We start from the raw sequence: 24,691 nt of genomic DNA on the forward strand, positions 1-24,691 counted from the left end.
GCTCCGATGAGGCCGGGCCTTGGTGCCATGGGCGTCCGCCCGCGTGCTCAGCGCTCGGTGAAGAGCGGGTTCCACCGGCCCCGGTAGGTGAGAGACGCCTCCCGGAACCCCGTCAGGGGGGTGACCTTCTGATCCTTGAGGTTCACGATCACCAGCCGGTTGCGGAACTCCCCCTTGCCCGGGCTGCAGTTCTTGGGCTCACACATCCAGGCGACGAGAGTCGTGTTGTCCGCCCACCCCAGCAGCTGCTGACCGGGGACGACCGCCGCACGCTTCCCCGTCTTCGCGTCGAGCACCTCGGAGACGACCTTCTTGTCGTCGCCGACGAAGGTGCCCATCGCCAGCTTTCCGTCCGGGGACAGCCCGGAGGCGGGGAGGCCCTTCTGCTCCCGCTGCGGAGCGGGGGCGGGTGTGCCGTCGAGACGGTAGCGGGCCTTCCCGGTCTTGGTCATCGCGGGCTCCCACACGGTGCGGCCGTCGCCGCCCCAGCGGAAGTCGGCGCGCCCGCCGGCCAGTACGGACGCCTGGGGATCGTCCTTCTGCGGCTTCGCGGTGAACTCGGCCTTCCCGGAGGAGACATCGATGACGTAGAAGCCCGAGCGACTCCTCTTCGGCCCCGGCACCTTCTTGTTGTTGAGGTGGTACGACGACTCCTTGAACAAGCCGTCCGGGTTGAGGGAGTAGGACGTCGCGAGGAGCTTCTTCCCGTCGGGCGAGAACTGGACGCCGCCGACTCCCGTCGGGACCTTGATCCAGCGCTGTACGTCACCCGTGGACAGGTCCACGATGCCGATCCGCTTCGCCGGCAGCTCCCGCGGCAGCACCGCGGCGGTCTTCATGCCGGGAGCGACGTCAAGCCACGACCAGTCCGTCCTCCGGTACTCGCCGCTCTCGGTGTCCAGCAGGTTCCAGTCGTACCTGACCACACCGTTCCCGTCGGCTCCCTGCAGCTTCTGCACGGTGAAGTAGGCGGACATGGCGACCTTCTTGGCGGCGATCAGGTCCTGGGGAGGCGACTGGTCGGGGTGGGCCGAGACTTCCCGGGCCTCCGGCCCGCCGTCCTTGCTGATGGCGACGCCGACGCCGGCCGCGACGAGGACCGTGGCCACCGCGAGAGTCGTGAGCACACGCCTGCGACGACGGCCACCGGACGTGGAGACCTCATCGGGGAAACCATCCGTGTGTTCCATGAAATGCCTTCGCTGCCTATCACGCAATACGCGATTCAATTTCGGGATCTGTCGATCCTAGAACGGGGTCGGAGCCCAGTAAATGCAGCCGAGTTGGCATGAGGCTGCCAGCGTGCACCGGGGGCTGTCAGCATGCTGCCAAACTCTGTCACGAACAGTGATGCGGACCGCCCGACTCCATCCCTTACGGACGATTCTGCGAATCTCTGGGGTGCAACGAGGCCCCGGAGAACGGCAATCGGGTCACGCTGCGTGATTTTCCGAGAACCTCAGGACAACCTCAATTCAGTTTACCGGCCTCAGGGCCTGTCCTATGGTCGGGTCGACCCGAGTGAATGCGAGGAATCAATGGCAAAGAATTTCCGGCGCATCGCGGTGGCCGGCGCCACCATGACCGCCGTGCTGGCTCTGTCCGCAACTCCCGCGCTCGCCGACACCGACAGGTATCTCACCTACCCCAACGGCAAGGGGAAGATGACCTACTTCGACGACGGTGACATGTTCCAGGTCTGCGACACCAAGGCCGACGGACACGGAATGATCGGCGTCGTCGAAAGCATGAACTCGACCCTGCTCACCGTGGACGACGGTGGTGACGCGGGCTGCGACAAGAAGGGCTACAACGTCGGCACCATGGACTCCATTCGCATGGGCCTCGCCTGGGACGGTGGCGGCGGCACGATCTACAGCGGCTACTTCAACGAGTAGCCCGCACGGCACGGTTTCACTCTCCGAATTTCGATGAACGCCTGACATGGATGCGAGATCTGTAATGCGCAGGAAGCTCATGCGTGCCGCGGTGGTCGGCTCCGCCGTCGCCGCAGCCGTCACGTTCTCGACGGCGGCCGCCGTCGCCGGTGACATCACCATCAGCAACAGTCACGGAAGTATGAAGTACATCGACGACGGTGACATGTTCCAGGTGTGCGACACCAAGGCCGACGGCTACGGAATGAAGGGCCAGCTGATCTCCATAGGCGCTGAGGACCGAGCCGTCCTCACCGTCGACGACGGCGGCGACGCGGGCTGCGACAAGAAGGGCTACAACGTCGGCAACGGGGCCGGCGAGGTCTACAAGATGGCCCTTGTCTGGAATGGCGGCGGGGACTGGACCTACTCCTACCACTTCAAGGAAGGTCTGGATTAATCCCCGTCACCCCCTCTCTCGGAGAATAGGAGCAAGATGCGAATCGCAATGAAGCGCATGGCCGTCGGCGGTGCCGCCGCTGTCGCCATTCTCGCTGGAACCGCCACCGCGGCCCAGGCGGGAGACATCACCATCAGCAACAGTCACGGGTACATGAAGTACATCGATGACGGCGACATGTTCCAGGTCTGCGACACCAAGGCCGACGGCTACGGCGTCGAGGGCGTCGTCGTGAACGACACCACCCGCGTCCTCAGCATCGACGACGGCGGCGACGCCGGCTGCGACAAGAAGGGCTACAACATCGGCAGCTCGCCCGGCCTGCTCGACTGGTACCAGATGCAGTTCTCCTGGAGTGGCGGTGGCCCCACCGTCTATTCGCAGAAGTTCGACGAATAAGAAGGTCGAGGATCACTCCTGATGAGTAAGAAGTTCACTCGCATCGCCCTGGCCGGCGCCGGCGCCGTCGCAGCCGTCACGCTCGCGGCCACCCCCGCGCTGGCGGATCAGAACATCGTCATCACCCACCCCGACGGTCGCGGCAAGATGACCTACATCGACGACGGTGACATGTTCCAGGTCTGCGACACCAAGGCCGACGGCCAGGGCGTGACGGGCCAGCTCTACCGCAAGAACGCCGAGACCCTTCTGACCGTGGACGACGGCGGCGACGCCGGCTGCGACAAGAAGGGCTACGACGTCCCCAGCAACGGGGAATACCAGATGCAGCTCTGGTGGAACGGCGGAGGCGCCACCGTCTACTCGCAGTGGTTCAACGAGTAGAGGCCGGCAGCCGCTGCAGGGGGCTCTCGTCCGAGGCCCCCTGCAGTGGTGCTCGTGCCGGCTACGCCGCCGGGTCTCCGGATCGGGCGATCATGAGTCCGCGGTGCATCTCTAGGTGGGTGGCGAACCGCGGCAGCGTCTCGGGCAACTCTCGGGTGGCCTGCTCCTGCGCCTCGACCGCGCCTTTCTCGTCTCCGAACCTGGCGAGTAGCAGCGACAGGAAGACGTTCATACGCCACCACGGAACGGCGTGGTCAGAGGTCTGCTCGTAGGAACCGGCCTTGTCGAAAACGCGCCGGCACCACCGCCGCGCGCTCAGCGCCCGTCCGGTTCAGTCACAGTCAGCCGAGATATGGCTGCCCGCGATGCTCCAGGAAGTGACGGAGCCTGAGCCGCTGCGTGTGGTGCATCGGCAGTTCCTCAAGCTCCTCCGGGCCCACGAACCGAAGCTCCGTGGACTCCTCGGAGATAGCGAGCTGGCCGCCGATGATGCAGGCGGTGAAGCAGACATTGAACTGTCGCCGAACCTCGCCGTCTGTGTAGGCGATGATGTGCTTCGGGTCGGTGTACGTGCCGACCAGCCCGGTGATCTCCACGTCCAGGCCGGTCTCTTCCTTGACCTCGCGGACCGCCGTTCCGGGCAGGGAATCCGTGAGCTCCATGCCGCCTCCGGGCAGCGCCCACAGGTCGTTGTCCCGTCGACGCTGGAGCAGGATGCGTCCCTGGTCGTCGGTGACGACGGCCGAAGCCGCGACGACCAGGCTGTTCGGCTTGGGCGCATTCGGATCGTCGTAGTACTCGGTCCGCGCCACGGTCATCCTTCCTGCTGTACCGGCTTCGCCGTCGCCCACACCGCGTTGAAGCTGTCGGCGTATGTGTCGAACATGCCGCCATCGCCGTTGCGGCGGAGATGCCACACAGGGGCACCGTACGCGTTCACTCCCCAGACATGGGCGTTGACCAACAGCTGATCATCAGCGCGGTACAGGGAGTTGTAGAGCGTGGTTCCGTGGGTCCGTATCTCGATGCCAGGGACGCCGATCAGGGGTCGGTAGTGCATGAGGGCCAGTCGGCAACGGGACTCGATGCCGTGGCCGAACCGCTCCTCCTGGCCGCGTGCCTGGACGTTCTCGCTCTCGGCATCGCCGACGGCGATACGAACAGCGCAGCCTTCGGCAGCTCGCTCGCGCAGCAGATCGTTCAGTCGGGGATACGCCTCTTGCAGGAAAATGGCCGCGTACACGAGCACGTCGATCCGCTCGCGGGCCTGCGTCATCATGTCCACGAACGCGGACACGGGGATGTCCGCCCGCTGCTCGTGGAGGGCAACCAGCTCGGGGCTGATCGCGCGGGCGGCGCGGGCCTGCCGAAGCGCCGGCCATAGTGCGTGCACGTCTTCTCCTAGGGCTTCCGCCGCCTGCAAGGCTGTGGCACGGCGCGGCGTACGGCCGAGATTGACCCATCGCTCAACAGATTTGGGGTCCACGTCGACCTGTTTGGCAAGGGTGGCGTACGTCCAGCCTCCAGCCGCCATGACGGCACGTAATCTCTCGTTCGGCACGAGTTTCCCCCTGATCCTTGGGATGGCACTAGGGACGTTCTACCCGACGCAGGACGTCCTCAAGTGGGGTTATGGGGAGGTTCCTCCGTCCTGCTGACCGGCGTGATGATCGCGGAAAGCACCTGCGGCGAAGGGACTGCCGGGGTGTCGTTCACGCCGCTGAGGAGCGTCAACGTGCCAGAGGGAATCGCCCGGACCCATGCACTGCTGCCTTTGCCCACCCGGGAAGCGCGGCCGGTCGACGGCTGTGATGTCTGCGGGTGCCTGGCCGAGCAGCGCGATAAGGCGCGGGCGGCGCGTAACGGGTTGCTCATTGCAACGTCCAATGCGGAGATCCGGGCGCATGCCGAGGGGCACGCGCGATGAGGACCGGCAGCCTTGGTGCGGAGCAGCGCACGTTGATGACAATCCGCGTGTCCCGCGATTCGGGCCGGACGTGGGTGCAGTCGTCGGCTGTGCGTGAGGGTGATCCGGTGGTGCTTTTGGCTGACCCGCTCAGGTACCCGGCGTGCGAGTGCCGCCGTTGCCTCGGCCGGCGCACCGTGACGGCCCGGTCCTTGCGGCCTGCGCCGGTGGAGGAGGCGGGTGCGTCGTGAGGCGGTCGTGGATCGTGCCTCCGGCTCCGCTGCCCAGCGCGTCGTGGCGCCCTCCTCGGATCGCCGACAGCATGCCGCGTCCGCCGGTGAAGGCACTGGCGATGGATGTGATGCCTCATGAGATCCACGTCGGCGACTGGGTGCCGTTCAGCGATCATGTGGGGCGGCCGGTCATCGACTTGCGGGCCGTGGGTCCCGGGCAGCGTCACCGACGGGTGGCTTTCGCGGATCTTCCTCCTGTCACGGTCGGGGGCCGCGTGCGGGTGTACCGGGACTGGGAGCGGGCCGCCGCAGTGTGGGGGCGCGCGTGAAGCGCTTATGCCGCTTTGTGTGCCGGTTCGCCGGTCCGCTGTACGTCTTCGTGATCGCCGCCGGCATCGGCCTGGTCCTGGCCATGGCAGCGGTTGCCGAATGATCTACCGTCCTCGGTCTCCTGGCCGTAATGGGGCGTGACGGGAGGCCGGGACGGGTTGCACCACCTGTATTGACAGCCACAACCACAAAGGAGCAGTCATGGGATGGGGAACCGGCAAGGGCGGCGGCGGGGGCGACGGGAAGCACTCGGGCGGCAAGGACCCGGGCACGTCGAAACCCTCCCCCGACACCGCGCAGCCCAAGTCGCCGCCGAAGCACGGGAAGTAGAGCGCGAAGAGCGATGACGAACAGCATCGGAGCGGCTGAGCAGATCGCCATGCGCGGTCTGCTCGGCACGCTCAACGAAACCCTCCCCTCGCCTCTCGCGCCGGAATGGGAGCGCGCTTTCTGGGCTGTCCCCCGGCATGCCTTCCTGCCGCAGAAGATCTGGCTGGGCGAGGATTTGACGGAATGCACGCGCGGTGCGGCGCCGGAGAGCTGGCTGCGCACGGCGTACGCGGACGGCCCCGTGGTGACGCAGATCAACGACGGCAAGGAGCCCGGCGACGGGGACCGCTGGGCTTCCTCCTCGGCCTCGGCGCCGTCCATCGTCTTCCGCATGCTCGACATGCTCGAAGTCGAGGACGGTCACCGTGTGCTGGAGATCGGCACCGGAACCGGCTGGAACGCCGGACTCCTCACGCATCGCCTCGGGCCGCAGAACGTGACCACCATCGAGGTGGACCCGGTCCTCACCACGAACGCCGCGCTCGCTCTGAAGAACGCGGACCTGGAGCTGAAGGTGATCGGCGGGGACGGCGCAGCCGGCTACACGGCTGCGGCTCCGTACGACCGGATCATCGCCACCTGCTCGGTCCGGCAGGTACCTCGTGCCTGGGTGGAGCAGACGAAACCCGGCGGCTTCATTCTGACTCCGTGGGAGACGCCCTGGTTCTGCTACGGGCTGCTGCGCCTCACGGTAGACGAGACGGGCCTGGCGTCCGGCTGGTTCTCCCCGCACTCGGCGTTCATGCTCATGCGCAATCAGCGCACGGACCTGCGGATCTACCGCGATGTGGTCCGGGATGAACACGTGCCCGCCGAGTCCGTCACGCGCCTGTCGCCATGGGCGGTGACGGGAGACGACCGGGCGGCCCAGTTCGCCATCGGGCTCCAGCTCCGCAACGTCTGGCGGACCTGGCACGACAACCCCGACGTCGACGGCGTCGCCTCCCGGCTCTGGCTCGCCACCACCGACGCCACGTCCTGGGCGGCCGTCGACTGGGACGGCCAGAACAACGAACACTTCACCGTCTGGGAGCACGGTCCGCGACGGCTGTGGAGCGAAGTCGAGGCGGCCTATTGGTGGTGGCGCCACGTCGGCAGCCCCGACCCGGAACGCTTCGGGATGACCGTGACTCATGACGGCCGGCACACCGCCTGGCTCGACTCCCCGGACCACCCCGTGCCCACCATGGGCTGAACCCGCATCAGCCGGAGATGTGGACGGTCCCGGGGTGCCGTCCGAGCCGAGCAAGATCCACCGGACAGGCCCTGGTTCGTACGGCCGGCTCTCCGGTAGGAGGCGCGGGCACGGCGTCCCGGCCGAATACGAGCGCCCGGCTGAGCCGAGGGCAAGCCCCCTGGCTCAGCCGAAGGTGAGCACCCCCCGCGCCACCCGCCCGTGCTCCGCGTCGTCCGCCGCCTTCGCGAAGTCCTCCACCGGGTACACCTCGGTCACCAGCTCGTCGAGCAGCAGCCGTCCCTCCTGGTACAGCCGCGCGTAGAGGGCGATGTCGTGCTGCGGGCGCGAGGAGCCGTAACGGCAGCCCAGGATCGACTTGTCGAGGAACATCGCCGCCGGGAGGAACGTCGCCTCCGCCGTCGGGGCGGGCATGCCGAGCAGGACGGCCTGACCGTGCCGGTCGAGCAGGTCGATCGCCTGCCGGACCAGCCCGGTGTGGCCGACGCACTCGAAGACGTGCGCGGCGCCGTCGGGGAGGATCTCCCGTACCCCGTCCGCCGACGTGAGGAAGTGCGTCGCGCCGAAGAGCCGTGCCGCCTCCTCCTTCGCCGGACTCGCGTCGACCGCGACGATCGTGAGCGCGCCCGCGATCCGGGCGCCCTGCAGCACATTGAGGCCGATGCCGCCGGTTCCGATGACGACGACGGTGTCCCCCGGTGCGACCTTCGCCCGGTTGAGTACGGCCCCGACACCGGTGAGGACGCCGCAGCCGATCAGCGCGGCGGACGTGAGCGGAATGCTGTCGGGGATCTTGACCGCCTGGACGGCCTTCACCAGCGTCCGTTCCGCGAACGCCGAGTTGGACGCGAACTGGAACAGCGGCTTCCCGGCCCGCGAGAACGGCTGCCCCGGCCTCCCGATCGCCTTGCGGCACATCGTCGGCCGCCCCCGGTCGCACTCGGCGCACGCCCCGCAGTTGGCGAGCGTCGACAGCGACACGTGGTCGCCGGGCGCGACATGGGTGACGCCCGGGCCGACCGCCTCGACGACACCCGCGCCCTCGTGCCCGAGAACCACCGGCGCGGGGAACGGGATCGTCCCGTCGATCACCGACAGATCGCTGTGGCACAGCCCGGCCGCGGCGACGGCGACCAGCACCTCACCCGGGCCCGGGTCCCGTATCTCCAGGTCGTCGACCACCTCGACCCGCTCACCGTCGAACACGACACCTCTCACCGCAGCTCCCTGGGTAGGCCGAGCACGCGCTCGGCGATGATGTTCCGCTGGATCTCGTCCGAGCCGCCGTAGATCGTGTCGGCGCGGGTGAAGAGGAACAGCCGCTGCAGTGCGTCGAGTTCGTACGCGGGCGACCACGCGCCCGGCCCGGCCGCGGCGGCCGCGCCCCGTACGGCCATGGCCAGTTCGCCGAGCCGCTGGTGCCAGCCGCCCCACAGCAGTTTGGCGACGCTCGGCGCGCCGGGGTCGTCCGGACGGCCCAGTGTGCGCAGGGCGTTCCACCTCATGGTGCGCAGTTCGGCCCACTGGCGTACGAGGCGGTCGCGGAGCACCGGGTCGGTGACGGCGCCGCTGTCGACCGCGAGCCGTACGATCCGGGCCAGCTCCTCCTCGAAGCCGATCTGCTGGACGAGCGTGGAGACGCCCCGTTCCAGCGCGAGCAGGCCCATCGCGACCTGCCAGCCGTTGCCCTCGCCGCCGACCACTTCGACGGCCTCGGCTCCGTCGAGGAAGACCTCGTTGAACTCGCTGGTCCCCGACATCTGCCGGATGGGCCGTACGTCGACACGGCCCGGCTGGTCCATCGGCACGAGCAGGAACGACAGCCCGTGGTGGCGGGCGGAGCCGGGCTCGGTGCGGGCGAGCACGAAGCACCAGTGGGCCTCCCGGGCGAGCGAGGTCCAGATCTTCTGCCCGGTCACCCGGTATCCGTTGCCGTCCCGCACGGCAGCGGTACGGAGCGACGCGAGGTCCGAGCCGGCGCCGGGCTCGCTGTAGCCCTGGCACCACAGCTCCTCGCCGCGCGCGATGCCCGGCAGGAAGCGGGCCTGCTGCTCCTTGCTGCCGTAGGCGATCAGGGTGGGCGCGAGCAGGTTCTCGCCGATGTGCCCGACCCGGCCGGGGGCGCGGGCGCGGGCGTACTCCTCGGCCCATACGACCTGCTGGGTGAGGGTGGCCCGCCGGTTGCCGTGGTCCGCGTCCCAGCCGAGCCCGATCCAGCCGTCCCGCCCGAGTTCCTGCTCCCAGGCGAGGCGGGTGGCGGCCCGCTCGTGCTCGCTGCCGGGGCCGCCGCGGCCCGCGGTGGCCGCGAACTCACCGACGAGGTGGGCCTCCAGCCAGGCGCGGGCGTCCCGCCGGAAGGCCTGGTCCTCCGGTCCGAACTCGAAGTCCATGCACGCCTCCTCTTGTGGGGGGCGGGAATTCCCCACCCCGCCCCTTCCCGCACCCACCCCTTGTGGGCCACCGCGCACGCCTACGCGTTCGGCCGCTCCCTGGACGCCGCCGCCCTCGCCATCTCCTCCAGCTGTGCCAGCATCGGCATCGGGTCCGTCCCCACCGTCCCCGGCAGGAAGTCCGCGATCTTCTCCGGCGTCCACGCCCCCTCCACGTACCCGGCGCGCAACTCGCGCGGCTGCGCCCACACCGCGATCTTGGGTCCGGCGATCGTGTAGACCTGCCCGGTGATCTTCTCGGCGCGTGCCCGCTCGGAGAGGAGATAGACGACGAGCGCCGCCACGTCCTCCGGCTCGCCGATCTCCTTGAGCTCCATGGGGACGTTCGCGGACATGCGCGTACGGGCGACGGGCGCGACCGCGTTCGCCGTCACCCCGTACTTGTGCAGCCCGAGAGCCGCGCTGCGCACGAGCGAGATGATTCCGCCCTTCGCCGCCGAGTAGTTGGCCTGCGCGACCGACCCCTGGTGGTTGCCGCTGGTGAAGCCGATCAGCGTCCCGCCGCCCTGCTTGCGCATGACCGCCGACGCCGCGCGGAAGACGGTGAAGGTGCCCTTCAGGTGGGTGGCGACGACCGGGTCCCACTCCTCCTCCGACATGTTGAACAGCATGCGTTCGCGCAGGATGCCCGCGACGCACACGGCTCCGTCGACACGCCCGTACCGCGCCAGCGCCGTATCGACGATCCGCTGGCCGCCCGCCATCGTCGAGATGTCGTCCGCGACGGCGACGGCCTCTCCTCCCGCCGCCTGGATCTCCTTGACCACGGCCTCGGCGACCTCCGACGCGGGCTCGCCGCCCTCGATCGAGACGCCGTAGTCGTTGACGACGACCTTCGCTCCCTCGGCGGCGCAGGCGAGGGCGACCGCGCGGCCGATGCCGCGCCCGGCGCCGGTGACGGCGACGACCTTGCCTGCCAAGAAGTTCCCCACGTCCGGCCCCTTCCCGCGGTTTCTGACGGACCGTTAGATTTTATGGGCCGTCAGACACCCGAGCACAAGACCCAGGGCCCCGGGACCTCAGGAGGACCGATGTCACTGCCGACCATGCCGACCCTGCCGCCTGAGTTTCACGACATCGCGAAACGCGTCAACAACTGGGGGCGTTGGGGCGCCGACGACGAGATCGGGACGCTGAACCTGATCACGGACGAGGTGGTGCGGCAGGCCGCCGCGGAAGTACGGACCGGCCGCCGCATCCCGCTCGCGCTGTCCCTCCAGCAGGACGGGGTGCAGACCGGGATGATCCCGGGCCGGGTGAACCCGCTGCACACCATGGTCCAGATCAACCAGGAGCTGTTCGGCCCCGGCACCGTCGCCACCAGCGACGACGCCGTGACGATGGGGCTGCAGGCGGCCACCCACTGGGACGCGCTGACCCATGTCTCGCACTCGGGGAAGATCTACAACGGGCGCTTGGCCGACACCATCACCGCCCACGAAGGGGCCCGCTTCAGCGGCATCGACAAGGTCCGCACGCTCGTCTCGCGCGGCGTGCTGCTCGATGTGGCGCGCGCCAAGGGCGTGGACCGGCTGCCCGGCGGCCATGCCGTCACACCCGAGGACCTGGCGGAGGCCGAGGAGTTCGGGGGTGTACGGGTGCGCGCCGGCGACGTCGTGCTCGTACGGACGGGTCAGATGCAGGTGTATCTGAGCGGGGACAAGCACGGGTACGGCTATCCGTCACCAGGGCTGTCCATCCGGACACCCGAGTGGTTCCACGCCCGCGATGTCGCCGCCGTCGCGAACGACACCCTGACCTTCGAGATCTTCCCGCCGGAGAACGAGAACCTGTGGCTGCCGGTACACGCGCTGGATCTGGTGGAGATGGGCATGCTGCAGGGGCAGAACTGGAATCTGGAGGAGTTGTCCACAGCCTGCGCGGAGGAGGAGCGGTACGCCTTCCTGCTCTCCGCGACGCCCGAGCCGTTCGTGGGCGGCACGGGAACGCCGGTCGCTCCCGTCGCGCTTCTCTGAGCAGCCGCGCTTCTCCGGACAGTTCTCCGGGCAGCTCTCCGGGCAGTCCTGCTTCTCCGGACAGCTCTCCGGGCAGTCGCGCTTCTCCGGGCAGCGGGGTGGCGGGGCTCTCGTGCGCGCGCCGAGCACGGCACGGTGCGGCCCGCCACCCGGTGACCTTTCGAGCGCGTCAGGCGGTGCGTGTCCGGCGGGAGCGCGTCAGGCCGTGCGCGTCGTGACCGCGCACGACGGCTCACCCACCAGGAGCGGCGGTACGCCCACCGGGCACGCGGTGCCCCGCGACGCGGACCGGTCCACCTCGCACCAGATGCTCTTGCCGGCCCCTTCGGGCTGCCAGCCCCAGCGGTCGGCGAGCCCGTCGACGAGTTCGAGACCGCGGCCGTTGGTGTCGTCGCCCTCCGCGTGGCGCGGCCGTGGCGGACGGGCGCTGGTGTCGGCGACCTCCACCCGGACCGTGCCCGCCTCCGCCGCACCCGACCCGAACAGCATCCGCAGCACCGCCGGGCAGCCCGTGTGCACCACGGCATTGGTGACCAGTTCGGAGATGAGCAGCACCAGCGTCTCGGCCAGCGGCTCGTCGTCCCCTATCCCGGACCCCGCGAGCCGCGAACGGGCCCACCTGCGGGCCCGTCCCACCTCCGCGGGATCCGGCCCGACCTCCAACTGAACCTGAAGCACCTGCACCGCTCACACCATCCGAACCGGCGGACACATCGCCTCGCGCCTCACAGCCATCACGGAACGTGATTTCCTTGCGAGACAGCATGGTTGACGTACAGTCACCGCAACAAGCGCTTCGGGCATATTCCAGCGCGAAGGAGTATGCGTGGTGCATACTGTGCGACGCACGCTGCGGGGAGTCGAACACCCTGTGCGAGCGGCGCATTCTTCTCCGGCGGCCACCCTGGTGTCGGGCCGGAGGTTCGGGAGCCACACGGCGGAGCCGCACCTATCGCGGTCCCCGGGACAGCACGCATCTCGCACCCGACGGAGCGTACCCGAGGGCAACCCCGACTCCGGGCCGTGACGACCCCCTCGAAGGACACAACCCGATATCGACGCACGGTGACTCATCGGAGTGCGGCCGCCAGCAGCTCCTCGGACTCGGCTGCCGTCTGCCACAGTCCGGCGCGCACCCAGGCCCGCTTGAGGTGCAGATGCACATCGGCCTCCCAGGTGAAGCCCATGCCGCCGTGCACCTGGAGGCAGTCACGGGCGCCCCGTACGGCCGCCTCGTCGGCGAGGAGCTTGGCGCCCGCGATCTCGACGGGGTCGGCGGTCACGGCGGCCGCGTAGACCGCGGTACGGGCGAGCTCGGTGCGTACCAGCATCTGTGCGCAGAGGTGTTTGACCGCCTGGAAGCCTCCGATGGGCCGCCCGAACTGCTCGCGCTCCTTCGCGTATCGCACGGCCAGCTCGGTGGTGCGGGCGGCGGAGCCCAGCTGCTCGGCGGCGGTCAGGAGGGCGGCCTCCGGGTGCTGTCGTGCCGCCGCCGGCACCCGGTGCAGCGGCGTGAGCGGATCGACGGACCGTACGGAAACGGCGCCTTCCGTGTCCCCGACCACCGTGTCGGCCTCCCGCAGCCACGTCACGAGCGCGCCGTCCGCCATGGCCACCACGGTCTCCCCGGTCGCCGCCCCCGGCACCGTGCCCGCCGCGAGATGCGTGGCCACCAACGGGCCGGGCAGCAGCACCCGCCCGGCCTCCTCGAAGGCCAGCGCCGCGTCGGGCAGTCCGAGCCCGACGCCGCCCTCCGCCTCGGGCAGCCGCAGCGCGAAGAAGCCGGCGTCCCCGAGCTCCCGCCACAGCGCCCGGTCCAGTACGGGACGGTCCGGTACGGAACGGTCCGGTACGGAACGGTCCGGTACGGAACGGTCCACGGCGGCGCGCAGGGCCTCGCGGCCGAAGCGGGCCTCCAGCAGCTCCCGTACGCCTGCCCGCAAAGCGCGCTGGTCGTCGGTCAGTTGGAAGTGCACGGCCGGTCACCGTTCCTTCGGCAGGCCGAGGATCCGCTCGGCGACGATGTTCTGCTGGATCTGGGAGGTGCCGGCGGCGATCGTGTACGACAGCGAGGAGAGACGGTCCAGGGTCCAGTCCCGGGACAGGTCCAGCGCATCGGGGCCCAGGACCTCGGCGGCCGCGTCGTACAGCTCCTGGCGGGCGTGCGAGTAGCGGAGCTTGAAGACGGAGCCGCCGGTCCCCGGCACCCCGCCGGTCCGCGTGGCCTCGCTGACGTTCCACTGGGTCAGCCGCCACAGCGCGCCGAACTCCGCGTTCAGCCTGCCCAGCCGGCGCCGCAGCACGGCGTCGTCCCAGCGGCCGTTCTCGCGCGCCGTGCGCGCCAGCTCGCCGAGGGTGCGGCGGCACGCGACGACCTCACCGACGAAGGCGGTGCCCCGCTCGAACGACAGCGTGACCATGGTGACGCGCCAGCCGTCGTTCTCCTCCCCCACCCGGTTGGCCACCGGCACCCGCACCTCGTCCAGGAAGACCTCCGCGAACTCCGTGGACCCGGCGAGTGTCCGCAGCGGCCGTACGGTGATGCCCGGCGCGTCCATGGGCATCGCCAGCCATGAGATCCCGCGGTGCTTCGGCGCATCCGGATCCGTCCGGACGAGCAGTTCGCACCAGTCCGCCACCTCCGCGTGCGAGGTCCAGATCTTCGACCCCGTCACCACATAGGCGTCACCGTCGCGCACCGCCCGGGTCCGCAGCGACGCCAGGTCCGACCCCGCGTCCGGCTCGCTGAACCCCTGGCACCAGATCTCGTCGCCGCGCAGGATCGGCGGCAGCCAGCGGGCCCGCTGCTCCTCGCTCCCCTCCGCGGCGATCGTCGGCCCCGCGTGCAGCAGCCCCACGAAGTTCGCGCCCACGTACGGTGCTCCGGCCTTCTCCGTCTCCTCCAGGAAGATCAGCCGCTGGGTGGGCGAGGCGTCCCAGTGCAGTTCGCCGTAGCCCGCGTCGTGCAGCGCCCGCTGCCAGCCCGCGTCGTACGCCCGCCGCCCCGGCCAGTCCTCCGGCGAGGGCTTCGGCGGCAGCTTGGGCAGCACCACCGCGAGCCAGTCCCGCAGCCGCGCCCGGAAGGCCTCTTCCTCCTCCGTGTAAGCGAGGTCCATCAGTCCAGGTCCAGGCCCAGCATCCGGATCGCGTTGCCGCGCATCAGCTTGTGGACCGTCTCGTCGTCGAGCCCCTTCACATGGTCGAGCGCGACCTCCTTCGTGTGCGGGAAGGTCGAGTCGACGTGCGGATAGTCCGTCTCGAACGTGGCGTTGTCCCGCCCGACCACATCGAGCGAGGCGACTCCGTGCTTGTCGCGGAAGAAGCAGCAGAAGATCTGCCGGTAGTAGTACGTGGACGGCGGCTCCGGGACGAGATCGCGCACTCCGCCCCACGCCCGGTGTTCCTCCCACACGTCGTCGGCGCGTTCGAGCGCGTACGGGATCCAGCCCATCTGCCCCTCGCTGTACGCGAGCTTGAGCGCCGGGAACTTCACCAGCACCCCGGAGAAGAGGAAGTCCATCATCGACGCCATGGCGTTGTTGAAGGACAGCGACGCCTGGACGGCGGGCGGCGCGTCGGGCGAGGCGGCGGGCATCTGCGAGGACGACCCGATGTGCATGTTGACGACCGTCCCGGTCTCCTGGCAGACCGCGAAGAACGGGTCCCAGTAGCCGGAGTGGATCGACGGCAGCCCCAGATACGTCGGGATCTCGGAGAACGTCACGGCCCTGACCCCGCGCGCCGCGTTCCGCCGGATCTCCGCGACCGCCAGGTCGATGTCCCAGAGCGGGATGAGGCAGAGCGGGATCAGTCGGCCGCCGCTGTCGCCGCACCACTCCTCCACCATCCAGTCGTTGTACGCGCGCACGCACGCCAGCGCGACCTCCTTGTCCTTGGCCTCGGCGAAGGTCTGGCCGCAGAAGCGGGGGAAGGTGGGGAAGCAGAGGGAGGCCTCGACATGGTTGACGTCCATGTCCTTGAGCCGCTCGACCGGGTCCCAGCAGCCGCGCCGCATCTCGGCCCGGGTGATCCCCTCCAGCGTCATGTCGTCGCGGTCGAAGCCGACGGCGGCGATGTTGCGCTTGTACGGGAACTGCAGGTCCTCGTAGATCCACCAGTCGGTCGGCGGCCCGTCCGGGTCCATCGTGATCTGGTACTTGCCGCCGATGTACGCCAGCTCGCCGATCCCGGCGGTGAGCGGCTGCGGCCCGCGGTCCCGGTACTTCGCCGGCAGCCATGTCTCGAAGAGATGCGCGGGCTCGATCACATGGTCGTCGACGCTGATGATCCGAGGCAGTTCCCGTTCCATCGGGCCCTCCGTTGTCCGGCTGTTCTGACGGGTCGTCAGATAGCAGGCTAGCCCCGCACCCCTGGACCGACAAGGCGACGGGCCTTACGCTCTCCGCACGATCTGACTATCCGTCAGTTCCAGCCGGAGCCGGAGGGGCCATGAACGAGACCGCACACGCTCTGGGCGCCTCCCGCACACTCTGGGAGCTGATCGACCGCCGCGCCGCGCTCACCCCGGACCGCACCGTCCTGCTCCAGGACGACCGGAGCCTCACCTTCGGCGGGCTGCGGACGCGCTGCGAGCGCGTCGCCGCCGGGCTGTACGGGCTCGGCGTACGGCCCGGCACCGTCGTGGCCTGGCAGTTGCCCACCCGCATCGAGACGGTCCTGCTGGCCGGGGCACTCGCCCGGATCGGCGCCGTGCAGTCCCCGGTGATCCCCTTCTACCGGGACCGTGAGGTCGGCTTCGCCCTGCGCACGTCCGGGGCTGAGTTCTTCGCGGTGCCGGGCGAGTGGCGCGGCTTCGGATATACGGAGATGGCGCACCGGATCGGGGCGCGCGGCGTCTTCGAGGCGTACGACGACCTGCCCGAGGGCGACCCCTCCGTACTGCCCCCGCCGCCCGGTGGGGGTACTCCCCCTGGCTACGCCGGGGGGACCCCCACCCAGGCCGAAGGCTCCGGGGAAGGCACCTCGGTGCGCTGGATCTACTGGACGTCCGGCACCACCTCCGACCCCAAGGGCGTGCTGCACACGGACCGTTCCCTGATCGCGGGCGGCTCCTGCCTGGCCCACTCGCTGCACATGACGCCCGACGACGTCGGCTCGATCGCCTTCCCCTTCGCCCACATCGGCGGCGCGGACTATCTGGTGATGCTGCTGCTGTACGGCTTTCCCGCCGTCCTCTTCGAGAAGTTCGCACTGCCAGAGGCGCTGGACACCTACCGCAAGCACGGCGTCACCACGGCCGGCGGCTCGACCGCCTTCTACTCGATGTTCCTGGCCGAACAGCGCAAACAGCCCGGGGAGCCGGTCGTCCCCACCCTGCGGCTGCTGGCGGGCGGCGGCGCCGCGAAGCCGCCCGAGCTCTATCACGCGGTCGTACGGGAGATGGGCGTGCAGCTCACCCACGGCTACGGCATGACCGAGGTGCCGATGATCACCATGGGCGCGCCGGACGACACCCCGGAGAACCTCGCCACCACGGAGGGGCGGCCACCCGAGGGCATGGAGATACGGATCGTCGACGGCGAGGTGCGGCTGCGGGGCGAGGCGGTCTGCCGGGGCTATCTGGACCCGGACCAGACCGCGGCCGTCTTCGACGCCGACGGCTTCCTGATCACCGGGGATCTGGGACACCTCACGGAGTCCGGCCATCTCGTCCTGGCCGGCCGCCTCAAGGACATCATCATCCGCAAGGGCGAGAACATCTCGGCCAAGGAGATCGAGGACCTGCTCCACGAGCACCCGGGTGTCGGCGACGTGGCGGTGATCGGCCTGCCGGACGCGGAGCGCGGGGAGCGGGTGTGCGCGGTGGTCGAGCAGCCCGGGGGCGCGGCGCCGCTCACCCTGGACGAGGTCACGGCGTATCTGCGCGACGCGGGCCTGTCCGTGCACAAGCTGCCCGAGCAGTTGGAGGTCGTGGACGCGCTGCCGCGCAACGACACACTGCGGAAGGTGCTCAAGTACAAGCTGCGGGAGCGGTTCACTGGGGCGGACGCGACATCCCCGACATGAACGGCACGACTATGAGCCTCAGCATCCGCAACCAACTGCCCGGCACCGTGGTCGCGGTCTCCACCGGACCGGCGATGGCCACGGTCAAGATCCGCCTCGACGGGGGCCAGGAAGTCACCGCGGCCGTGACCGCCGACGCCGTCGCCGACCTGGGCATCTTCCCGGGCGGCAAGGTGAGCGCGCTGGTGAAGGCCAGCGAGGTGGCTCTCGCGACGGCTCGCGTGGAGGGCCTGAGCATCCGCAACCAGCTGCCCGGCATGGTGACCTCGGTGACCCCGGGCGCCGCCATGGCGACCGTGCAGGTCGCGGTCGACGGCGGCTCGACCGTGACCGCCGCGATCACCAAGGAGGCGGCCGACGAGCTGGGGCTGGCCGAAGGCAGTCCGGTGGTCGCGCTCATCAAGGCGACGGAGATCTCGCTCTCCACCGCCTGACTGCACAGTCCGGCTCCACAGTCCGACTCCACAGTCCGACTCCACAGTCCGACTCCACAGTCCGACTCCACAGTCCGACTCCACAGTCCGACTCCACAGTCCGAGGGGCTTCGCGTCGCTCCGGCGCCGACGGACGTCAGGTGGAGTGCCGGACGTCAGGTCTCCCCGGCGTCCGGCACCCACGGACGTCACGGAGTGTCGGGTTCCCCGGTCACGTAGTACGCGGCGAACGCCGCCAGGATCTGCTCCTCGCTGATCCTGCCGTCGCCGTCCGCGTCCAGCGCGGCAGCGACCGCCGTGCACCGGTCCGGCTCGACGCCGAGGACCCGGAGCACCCGCTCGGTGCTGTCCCGAGTCACCCCGGCGCCGTCCTCGTCGGCGATGGCGATCACCGCGTGGAGGAAGGGCCGGGCGATCTCGGCGAAGCGGTGGGGGTTGTCGCGCAGCCGCTTCACCGCGCCGGTGACGAACTCCTGGCGCGTGACCCGCTGGTCGCCGTCCACGTCGGCGATGCCCGCCATGCCCTGCCAGAAGGCTTCCGCGCCCGAATAGAGGGCCTGCCCCTTGTCGGAGCGTGCGGTCGTACCGAATTCGGCGAGGAGCGCTGCAGCCGCCTTGCTGAAGTCCGCACGGTCGATGTAGCCGTTGCCGTCCTGATCGAACTCAGCGAACCTGTGGGCGATCTTGCGCTCGTATTCTGCGCTGTCCATGCGGGGAGCGTACGACGTCAGAGCGGTTCGCGCGCAGGTTACGCGGAGAGCGGCCGCGCCTCGTCGGCGGTGGCGGCGGCCACGTCCTCGTACACGTCGAACAGCCGGCGCACCCCCAGGGCCGCCAGCACCCGGTTCACATGCGAGCCGTCGACCGCGCCGCGGGCCGGGAGTATCAGCCGCAGCCGGCCCCGGCAGGAGCGCAGCAGCCGCCGCGACGCGATCAGGACCCCCACGCCGCTGGAGTCGCAGAAGAGAACCTCCGAGAGGTCCAGCACCAGATCGCGGCGGCCGATCGCCACGGCGTCATGAACACGCCGACGGACCACGGGAGAGCTCACGAGGTCCAGTTCGCCGTGTATGTGCAGCACGGTCCATGCGCCCGTCTCGGCCTGGTCCACCTTGAGCATCACGCGAGGCCCTCCCGTCACACCGGCCCCGAACCGGAAGTCGCGGCTCCTTCCGCCGCTGCTGCCCCGCTCCATCCGGCTGAAACCCCCTATCAGCCCGCCGCTCCCCCGGCACGTACTTGCCACAATGAGGCGTGCGTTTCCGGCGTCGCGCACTACATTCGACACAACGACGGGACAGGCAGGCCGGGACAGCCGATGGTTGGGGGCGCCGTATGGCAAAGGACACACCACCCCGCTGGGACCGCAGGATGCAGCAGCGACTCGCGCGGGGCGAGGCCGCCGCGCTCGGAGAGCTGTACGACCGGTTCGCCTCTCTCGTGCACAGCCAGGCCCATCGCGTACTGGAGGACGACGCCGCGGCGGACCGCGTCACCCGGGAGGTGTTCGGGTACGTGTGGGAGAACCCCGACGCGTACGACCCGAAGCAGGGTTCGATGCGCTCCTGGATGGCCCGCCTCACCCACCGCCAGGCCGTGCACAGGCTGCGCGAGCAGGAGCGGGCGGCGCACGAGGAGAGCGGCGAGGGCACGGCGGAGGAGCTGGAGCAGAAGGTCCGCCGCGCCTCGGTCGCCGCCCGCGCCGAGTACATCGTGACGTCGATGCCCGCTCCTCTGCGGGCCGCGCTGGAGCTGGCGTACTTCCAGCGCAGGGACTACCGGCAGACCGCGGCCGACCTCGGGGTCACCGAGGACGAGGCCCGCCGCAGACTGCGGCTGGGTCTGCAACTGCTGTCCACGGCGAACACGCGCCCGCTGGAGGGCTCCTCCCCGCCCGGATTCGGACGCGGCCTGTGAGCGGGCCACCGGACGGCGGCCGCGGCCCAAGAGAGCCGGACGACGCGCCGGACGCGGCGCCGCGCATACCGGGGCCGCGCGCGGCGGGGGACGACCTCTCGCCGCCGGCCGTGCTGCCCTCACCGCCGGCCGAGTCCGCCCCGCCCATGCCCCACGGCGTCCTGAAGTCGCTGCTGGGCGCATGGGCGCTGTCCGCGTGCTCCGCCGAGGAGACGGCGGCCGTGGAGGACCACCTCACCTCCTGCGCGCCGTGCGCGGAAGAGGCGCTGCGGCTGCGCGACGCGGTCGGTCTGCTGCACACCGACCGCGATCTGGACCTGGACCCGCTGCTGCGCTCCCGGGTGCTGGAGAACTGTCTGGGCCGCCGTCCGGCCCGTATCCCCGTGCCCGCCTGGGCCGCTCCGTACGACGCGGAGACCGCCCGGCTCGACGCGCTGCTGCGGGACATCGGCGACTCGGAGTGGCATGCGCCCGTGCGGCTCAAATGGTTCGACGGCGAGGAGGCGGCGAGCCGCAAGACGACCGTCGCCGGTGTGATCGGCCACCTCATGTCCGTGGACGGGCTGGTCGCTTCGGCCCTCGGCCTCGACGACCCGGCCGGCCCCGACGCGCCGCCCTCCCCGTCCGAGCGCACCGAGCAGTACTGGCGCTCCTCCCACTTCCCGCCGACACGCAGGGTGCGCGAGCCGTGGCGCGGCCAGAGCCACACGCTCGTGCGGACCGTGTCGTTCGCCGGGCGCGGGGTTGCGGAGCTGTCGGTCTCGTACGGGGACTTCGCGCTGCCGCTGCGGGACTCGATGCTCGACCGGGCCTTCGAGTGCTGGGTGCACGCGGACGACATCGCCAACGCGGTGGCCTACCCGTACGAGCCGCCCAGCGCCTCCCACCTGCACCACATGATCGACCTGGCGGCCCGGCTGCTCCCCGCGGCCCTCGCCGCCCGCCGCCGCGCGGGCCTCGCGGCCCCGCCCCGCCGTCTCGTCACGGCCGGCTCACCCGGCCGCACCCTGCACCTGGAGGTCGAGGGTGCGGGCGGCGGCCACTGGTACATCGCCCTGGACTCGCCCGCCGCCATCGGCGACCCCGACCACACCGTGGCCCAAGTCGCCCTCGACGGCGTCGAATTCTGCCAACTCGTCGCCGGTCACGTCTCACCCCACGAGGCGGCCGCCGGCCAGGACGGCGACCGCGAGGCCATCCGCGACGTCCTCTTCGCGGCGGCGTCCCTGTCCCGCCTCTGACGCATACGGTTCCAACGCATACGGGAGGCCAGACGCACCTCCCGCCGCATCCCGCCGCATCCCGGCGGGGTCCACAGGGGGCGCGGCCCCTACGCGAAGACGACCGTGCGGCGGCCGTTCAGGAGGATCCTGTGCTCCGCGTGCCACTTCACCGCACGCGCCAGCGCCTGGCACTCCACATCGCGGCCGACCGCCACCAGCTGCTCGGGGGTGACCTCGTGGCCCACCCGCTCGACCTCCTGCTCGATGATCGGGCCCTCGTCGAGGTCGGCCGTCACATAGTGCGCCGTCGCACCGATCAGCTTCACACCCCGCTCGTGCGCCTGGTGGTACGGCTTCGCGCCCTTGAAGCTCGGCAGGAAGGAATGGTGAATGTTGATGATCTTGCCGCTCAGCTGCTTGCAGAGGTCGTCCGACAGCACCTGCATATAGCGCGCGAGCACCACCAGTTCCACGTTCTCCTCGCGCACCAGCGCGAGCAGCTCCGCCTCCGCCTCCGCCTTGTTGTCCTTCGTCACCGGAATGTGGCGGAAGGGAATGTCGTACGAGGCGACGAGCTCGGCGAAATCCGTGTGGTTGGAGACGACCGCCGCGATGTCCACCGGCAGCGCGCCGATCCTCGACCGGAACAGCAGGTCGTTCAGACAGTGACCGAACTTGCTGACCATCAGCACGACCCGCATGCGCTCCTCGGCGCGGTGGATCTGCCAGTCCATCGAGAACGAGTCCCCGACGGCGGCGAAGCTGGCCCGCAGCTTGTCGACGGTCACCGGCGCCTCCGCAGAGAAGTGCACCCGCATGAAGAACAGACCCGTGTCGCGGTCTCCGAACTGCTGGCTGTCCTCGATGTTGCAGCCGGTGATGAAGAGATAGCTGGAGACGGCGTGCACAATGCCCTGTTTGTCCGGGCAGGAGAGCGTGAGGACGTACTGGTCGGTCATCCTCGTAGACTGCCACACCCCACGGACGCCGAAGGCCTCGCGTCCGTCAGGCGGACCGGGTCATGATGCGCAGGACCTCCAGGGAGCGCGGCGGCGCGTCCGGGTCGTCCCCGTCGCTCGTCGCCAGCCGTACGTGCGCGTCGCGCGCCGCCCGTACGGCCTCCGGCCAGCCGTGGTGCTCCATGTACGCCGACACGGGAGCATCCGGGCCCACCTGGTGCATGATCCGCAGCACCCGCAGCACGGCCACGTCCACGAGCGCGGCCTCACCCGAATCCCGGAAGATCGTCCCGACGTACTTCTCGGCGGACCAGTTGTCCAGCCAGGTGTCCTCGACCAGCCGGTACACGGCGTCGGTGACATCGCCGTACCCCTCGTGGCCTGCCAGCCAGGTTTCCTGGTGGAAGACGGGGTCGGAGAGCATGTGCAGCGCCGAGCGCACATTGCTGCGCCAGCGCCACCAGGGCATGTCATTGAGCGGCATGTCGCCCATGGTGGAGGAGCGACGGCCGCGACGGGAAGAGTTCATTGACGTTCACCTCGTGAGCTCGGTCCTTGCGAGCTCCGCCACGAGGGTCAGCACCGAAGCTTGCACGCCATCGATCGTACGTTCCCCACATTTGGGCGAACTCCGCCCCCTGGAATTCACCTTGCAGTCACTCGTCGTTGAACCATCACCACTCCTGCGTTACCCCTGAGGCGGAAATGTGCAGGGTCATGACCAGTCGGCGACGCCCCTCCTCCCCCCGCCCCTACTGGACCGCGACAGCACTCGCCGCGTGTGTGGCGGCGGTCGGGGCGTCGCTCACCGGCTGCGGAGTACTGCCCGGGGGCTCGGGCGACTCCAGAGATCCGATCACGGTCATGACCTTCGCCCCCGACGAGACCCGGGCAACCAATATGCCGGGTATGCCGGCCATGGCGCAGGCCTACGCCAAGTACGTCAACGAGAACGGCGGTATCGACGGCCACGAGCTGCGCGTCCTCACCTGCAACGAGCACAACACGACCGCAGGCGCCGCCGCCTGCGCCCGGCGGGCGGCCGAAGAGGATGTGGTCGCGGTCGTCGGCTCGTACAGCCAGAACGGCCGGGCCTACATGGCGCCTCTGGAGGCCGCGGGCATTCCGTACATCGGCGGCTACGGGCTCTCCGACGAGGAGTTCACCAGCTACCTCTCCTACCCGGTCAACGGCGGCCAGGCCGCGCTGCTCGCCGGCAACGGCCTGCAGCTGGCGGACAGCTGCCGGAAGGTCTCCCTGGTGCGGCCGGACACGATCCCGGGCGACGACCTGCCGGTGCTGCTCAACGCCGGGCTGTCCGGGGGCGACCGCGAGCCGTCCGTCGACATCAAGGCGGCCGAGGACGCCACCGAGTACCTGGACCAGGCCGAGCAGGCGCGAGACAAGGCCGGCAAGAAGAAGGGCTGCGTCACCGCGGTGCTCGGTGAGCGCACCTCGAACTTCTTCGACTCCTTCCGGCGACTGCCGGAGGACGACCGGGAGGTACGGATCTCCTCCGTGCTGACCTCCGTGGGCCAGCCGCTCATCGACCGTACGGGCGGGGCGAACGGACCCTTCGAGGGCGCGTACATGACCGGCTGGTACCCGGACGCCGGTGACGCCCGCTGGGGCACGATGCGGCAGGTGATCCGGGACCACGCCTTCGGCGACGACCGGATCGACCCGGCCGACGCGGGTGTGCAGACCACGTGGATCGCCTACACCGTGCTGAAGAAGGTCGTCGAGTCGCTCGACCGCAAGACGATCACCGCCGGCGCGATCTCGCACGCCCTCGACGGCGGCGTCCGCGTCGACACCGGCGGCCTCACGCCCCCGCTCCGCTGGCGCTTCGAGGACATGCTCGGCACCATCGGCTACCCCCGCGTCATCAACCACACCGTGACCTTCCAGGTCGTCCGCGACGGCCGCCTGGTCGACCAGAAGCCCGGCTTCGTGGACGTGGGCCCCACGATGCGCGACGCCCGCACGACATAGCCCCTGCTTCACGGGCAGTCGCTTCGTATGGGGTCCCCCGGGACGGAGTCCTGGGGGGAGGAACGGTGGGCACGAACCACGCACCGGCCCGCGGACGAACGACGACGGCCCGGGGACGGCTGGGCCCTCGGCCCGGGGAGTGTCTTCGAAGTAGCGTCGTCCGCCCGGAGGGCGGGCCCGGCGGCGTCCGGTGCTGGGGGCACCGCCCGTACCCGAAGGGCTACGGGGGATGACGTGCCAGGCGTCGCCGGGCGGACGGGACTTCGAAGACACGACCTAGAGCTGCGTCGCCCCGCGCTCCGTCAACCCGTACTTCGTCGCGATCTTGTTCCAGAGGCCGGACGCCTCTCGCTTCGCCGCCGTCGCCTCGCCGCTCGCCTTGTTCGCCTGGGCCGTCTGGCGCGTGTTGCGGGCCTTGCCGTCGTGGCAGCCCTTCTTCTCCTTCACCTGGCCCGCCCACTCCGCGTAGTGGTCGTCCGCCGATGCGGACGCCTCCCACGCCTTCTTCAGGGCAGCAGTGAGCGCCTCGTTGTCCGGCAGCTTGTCCACGGTCAGGCCGTCCAGGCGGGTCACCAGCCCGCGGCGCTGCTCCGCCG

Annotated in this window: 27 protein-coding genes and 2 pseudogenes; 13 read left to right on the forward strand and 16 right to left on the reverse strand. The window is 70.0% G+C overall.

All coding sequences use genetic code 11. From position 1 onward, the window contains the following. Nucleotides 1-47: 47 nt before the first annotated feature. Complete coding sequence (locus ACWGI8_RS14050) at nt 48-1,190, reverse strand: hypothetical protein (RefSeq protein ID WP_453660753.1); 1,143 nt, start codon at nt 1,188-1,190, stop codon at nt 48-50. Nucleotides 1,191-1,538: 348 nt separating this feature from the next. Between ACWGI8_RS14050 and ACWGI8_RS14055 the strand changes: the two genes are divergently transcribed. The 4 genes from ACWGI8_RS14055 to ACWGI8_RS14070 all read left to right on the forward strand — a co-directional run bounded on the left by ACWGI8_RS14055 (nt 1,539) and on the right by ACWGI8_RS14070 (nt 3,120). Continuing rightward, nucleotides 1,539-1,898: a hypothetical protein gene (locus ACWGI8_RS14055; RefSeq protein ID WP_453660755.1), complete on the forward strand. Its 360-nt coding sequence runs from the start codon at nt 1,539-1,541 to the stop codon at nt 1,896-1,898. 64 nt (nt 1,899-1,962) lie between these two features. Beyond that, nucleotides 1,963-2,337: a hypothetical protein gene (locus ACWGI8_RS14060; protein ID WP_453660757.1), complete on the forward strand. Its 375-nt coding sequence runs from the start codon at nt 1,963-1,965 to the stop codon at nt 2,335-2,337. Between the two features lie 36 nt (nt 2,338-2,373). After that, nucleotides 2,374-2,736, forward strand: a complete 363-nt coding sequence (locus ACWGI8_RS14065; protein ID WP_453660758.1) for a hypothetical protein — start codon at nt 2,374-2,376, stop codon at nt 2,734-2,736. A 21-nt stretch (nt 2,737-2,757) separates the two neighbouring features. Next, nucleotides 2,758-3,120 carry a hypothetical protein gene (locus tag ACWGI8_RS14070; RefSeq protein ID WP_453660760.1) on the forward strand — a complete coding sequence of 121 codons (363 nt, stop codon included), beginning with the start codon at nt 2,758-2,760 and terminating at the stop codon, nt 3,118-3,120. A 73-nt stretch (nt 3,121-3,193) separates the two neighbouring features. Here the strand turns inward: ACWGI8_RS14070 and ACWGI8_RS14075 are convergent. The 3 genes and pseudogenes from ACWGI8_RS14075 to ACWGI8_RS14085 all read right to left on the reverse strand — a co-directional run. Continuing rightward, nucleotides 3,194-3,418 (reverse strand): annotated as a pseudogene (locus ACWGI8_RS14075) (XRE family transcriptional regulator); the annotation flags it as partial. A 43-nt stretch (nt 3,419-3,461) separates the two neighbouring features. Then, the gene (locus tag ACWGI8_RS14080; RefSeq protein ID WP_453660790.1) at nt 3,462-3,932 is read right to left on the reverse strand and encodes an NUDIX domain-containing protein; all 471 of its coding nucleotides are present in this window, start codon (nt 3,930-3,932) and stop codon (nt 3,462-3,464) included. A gap of 2 nt (nt 3,933-3,934) precedes the next feature. Beyond that, a complete protein-coding gene (locus ACWGI8_RS14085; RefSeq protein WP_453660792.1) occupies nt 3,935-4,654 on the reverse strand; it encodes an XRE family transcriptional regulator in 720 nt (239 codons plus the stop codon). Nucleotides 4,655-4,783: 129 nt separating this feature from the next. Between ACWGI8_RS14085 and ACWGI8_RS14090 the strand changes: the two genes are divergently transcribed. From ACWGI8_RS14090 to ACWGI8_RS14100, 3 genes are all read left to right on the forward strand, one after another. Continuing rightward, a complete protein-coding gene (locus ACWGI8_RS14090) occupies nt 4,784-5,047 on the forward strand; it encodes a hypothetical protein (protein ID WP_453660762.1) in 264 nt (87 codons plus the stop codon). Between the two features lie 743 nt (nt 5,048-5,790). After that, nucleotides 5,791-5,919: a hypothetical protein gene (locus tag ACWGI8_RS14095; RefSeq protein ID WP_453660763.1), complete on the forward strand. Its 129-nt coding sequence runs from the start codon at nt 5,791-5,793 to the stop codon at nt 5,917-5,919. A 13-nt stretch (nt 5,920-5,932) separates the two neighbouring features. Continuing rightward, nucleotides 5,933-7,114: a methyltransferase domain-containing protein gene (locus ACWGI8_RS14100; RefSeq protein ID WP_453660765.1), complete on the forward strand. Its 1,182-nt coding sequence runs from the start codon at nt 5,933-5,935 to the stop codon at nt 7,112-7,114. A gap of 165 nt (nt 7,115-7,279) precedes the next feature. On the opposite strand, the gene ACWGI8_RS14105 is transcribed toward ACWGI8_RS14100, so the two are convergent. The 3 genes from ACWGI8_RS14105 to ACWGI8_RS14115 form a co-directional block, all read right to left on the reverse strand. Continuing rightward, complete coding sequence (locus ACWGI8_RS14105; RefSeq protein WP_453660767.1) at nt 7,280-8,332, reverse strand: Zn-dependent alcohol dehydrogenase; 1,053 nt, start codon at nt 8,330-8,332, stop codon at nt 7,280-7,282. After that, nucleotides 8,329-9,504 (reverse strand): acyl-CoA dehydrogenase family protein, encoded by a 1,176-nt coding sequence (locus tag ACWGI8_RS14110; RefSeq protein ID WP_453660769.1) that lies wholly within the window; start codon nt 9,502-9,504, stop codon nt 8,329-8,331. The genes ACWGI8_RS14105 and ACWGI8_RS14110 overlap by 4 nt, the downstream gene beginning before the upstream one ends. A gap of 80 nt (nt 9,505-9,584) precedes the next feature. Next, a complete protein-coding gene (locus tag ACWGI8_RS14115; RefSeq protein ID WP_453660770.1) occupies nt 9,585-10,496 on the reverse strand; it encodes an SDR family NAD(P)-dependent oxidoreductase in 912 nt (303 codons plus the stop codon). A 99-nt stretch (nt 10,497-10,595) separates the two neighbouring features. On the opposite strand from ACWGI8_RS14115, the gene ACWGI8_RS14120 reads away from it, so the two are divergent. After that, the gene (locus ACWGI8_RS14120) at nt 10,596-11,540 is read left to right on the forward strand and encodes a cyclase family protein (protein ID WP_453660772.1); all 945 of its coding nucleotides are present in this window, start codon (nt 10,596-10,598) and stop codon (nt 11,538-11,540) included. A gap of 198 nt (nt 11,541-11,738) precedes the next feature. Here the strand turns inward: ACWGI8_RS14120 and ACWGI8_RS14125 are convergent, their stop codons facing one another. The 4 genes from ACWGI8_RS14125 to ACWGI8_RS14140 all read right to left on the reverse strand — a co-directional run bounded on the left by ACWGI8_RS14125 (nt 11,739) and on the right by ACWGI8_RS14140 (nt 15,849). Then, nucleotides 11,739-12,224: an ATP-binding protein gene (locus ACWGI8_RS14125; protein ID WP_453660774.1), complete on the reverse strand. Its 486-nt coding sequence runs from the start codon at nt 12,222-12,224 to the stop codon at nt 11,739-11,741. Between the two features lie 386 nt (nt 12,225-12,610). Beyond that, entirely contained in the window at nt 12,611-13,516 is a 906-nt protein-coding gene (locus ACWGI8_RS14130) for an acyl-CoA dehydrogenase family protein (RefSeq protein WP_453660775.1), read from the reverse strand. 6 nt (nt 13,517-13,522) lie between these two features. After that, nucleotides 13,523-14,656, reverse strand: a complete 1,134-nt coding sequence (locus ACWGI8_RS14135) for an acyl-CoA dehydrogenase family protein (RefSeq protein WP_453660777.1) — start codon at nt 14,654-14,656, stop codon at nt 13,523-13,525. Beyond that, complete coding sequence (locus tag ACWGI8_RS14140; protein WP_453660779.1) at nt 14,656-15,849, reverse strand: amidohydrolase family protein; 1,194 nt, start codon at nt 15,847-15,849, stop codon at nt 14,656-14,658. The genes ACWGI8_RS14135 and ACWGI8_RS14140 overlap by 1 nt, the downstream gene beginning before the upstream one ends. A 140-nt stretch (nt 15,850-15,989) precedes the next feature. Between ACWGI8_RS14140 and ACWGI8_RS14145 the strand changes: the two genes are divergently transcribed. Together ACWGI8_RS14145 and ACWGI8_RS14150 are read left to right on the forward strand one after the other, a co-directional pair. Then, nucleotides 15,990-17,567 (forward strand): class I adenylate-forming enzyme family protein, encoded by a 1,578-nt coding sequence (locus ACWGI8_RS14145; RefSeq protein ID WP_453660780.1) that lies wholly within the window; start codon nt 15,990-15,992, stop codon nt 17,565-17,567. 11 nt (nt 17,568-17,578) lie between these two features. After that, complete coding sequence (locus tag ACWGI8_RS14150; protein WP_453660794.1) at nt 17,579-18,001, forward strand: TOBE domain-containing protein; 423 nt, start codon at nt 17,579-17,581, stop codon at nt 17,999-18,001. Between the two features lie 188 nt (nt 18,002-18,189). On the opposite strand, the gene ACWGI8_RS14155 is transcribed toward ACWGI8_RS14150, so the two are convergent. Both ACWGI8_RS14155 and ACWGI8_RS14160 read right to left on the reverse strand, forming a co-directional pair. Beyond that, nucleotides 18,190-18,711 (reverse strand): EF-hand domain-containing protein, encoded by a 522-nt coding sequence (locus ACWGI8_RS14155; protein WP_453660781.1) that lies wholly within the window; start codon nt 18,709-18,711, stop codon nt 18,190-18,192. 38 nt (nt 18,712-18,749) lie between these two features. After that, nucleotides 18,750-19,124 carry an STAS domain-containing protein gene (locus ACWGI8_RS14160; RefSeq protein WP_453660783.1) on the reverse strand — a complete coding sequence of 125 codons (375 nt, stop codon included), beginning with the start codon at nt 19,122-19,124 and terminating at the stop codon, nt 18,750-18,752. A gap of 212 nt (nt 19,125-19,336) precedes the next feature. Between ACWGI8_RS14160 and ACWGI8_RS14165 the strand changes: the two genes are divergently transcribed. Continuing rightward, complete coding sequence (locus ACWGI8_RS14165; protein WP_453660785.1) at nt 19,337-19,918, forward strand: sigma-70 family RNA polymerase sigma factor; 582 nt, start codon at nt 19,337-19,339, stop codon at nt 19,916-19,918. Then, complete coding sequence (locus tag ACWGI8_RS14170; protein WP_453660786.1) at nt 19,915-21,159, forward strand: maleylpyruvate isomerase N-terminal domain-containing protein; 1,245 nt, start codon at nt 19,915-19,917, stop codon at nt 21,157-21,159. The genes ACWGI8_RS14165 and ACWGI8_RS14170 overlap by 4 nt, the downstream gene beginning before the upstream one ends. An 89-nt stretch (nt 21,160-21,248) precedes the next feature. Here the strand turns inward: ACWGI8_RS14170 and purU are convergent, their stop codons facing one another. Continuing rightward, a complete protein-coding gene (purU, locus tag ACWGI8_RS14175) occupies nt 21,249-22,100 on the reverse strand; it encodes a formyltetrahydrofolate deformylase (protein ID WP_453660787.1) in 852 nt (283 codons plus the stop codon). Between the two features lie 46 nt (nt 22,101-22,146). Next, complete coding sequence (locus ACWGI8_RS14180) at nt 22,147-22,593, reverse strand: SCO4402 family protein (protein WP_453660796.1); 447 nt, start codon at nt 22,591-22,593, stop codon at nt 22,147-22,149. Nucleotides 22,594-22,817: 224 nt separating this feature from the next. On the opposite strand from ACWGI8_RS14180, the gene ACWGI8_RS14185 reads away from it, so the two are divergent. Further along, nucleotides 22,818-24,095: an ABC transporter substrate-binding protein gene (locus ACWGI8_RS14185; protein WP_453660789.1), complete on the forward strand. Its 1,278-nt coding sequence runs from the start codon at nt 22,818-22,820 to the stop codon at nt 24,093-24,095. Between the two features lie 276 nt (nt 24,096-24,371). Here ACWGI8_RS14185 and ACWGI8_RS14190 read toward each other — a convergent pair. Next, nucleotides 24,372-24,691 (reverse strand): annotated as a pseudogene (locus ACWGI8_RS14190) (hypothetical protein); the annotation flags it as partial.

It is taken from the genome of Streptomyces sp. NPDC054841, from assembly GCF_053611045.1.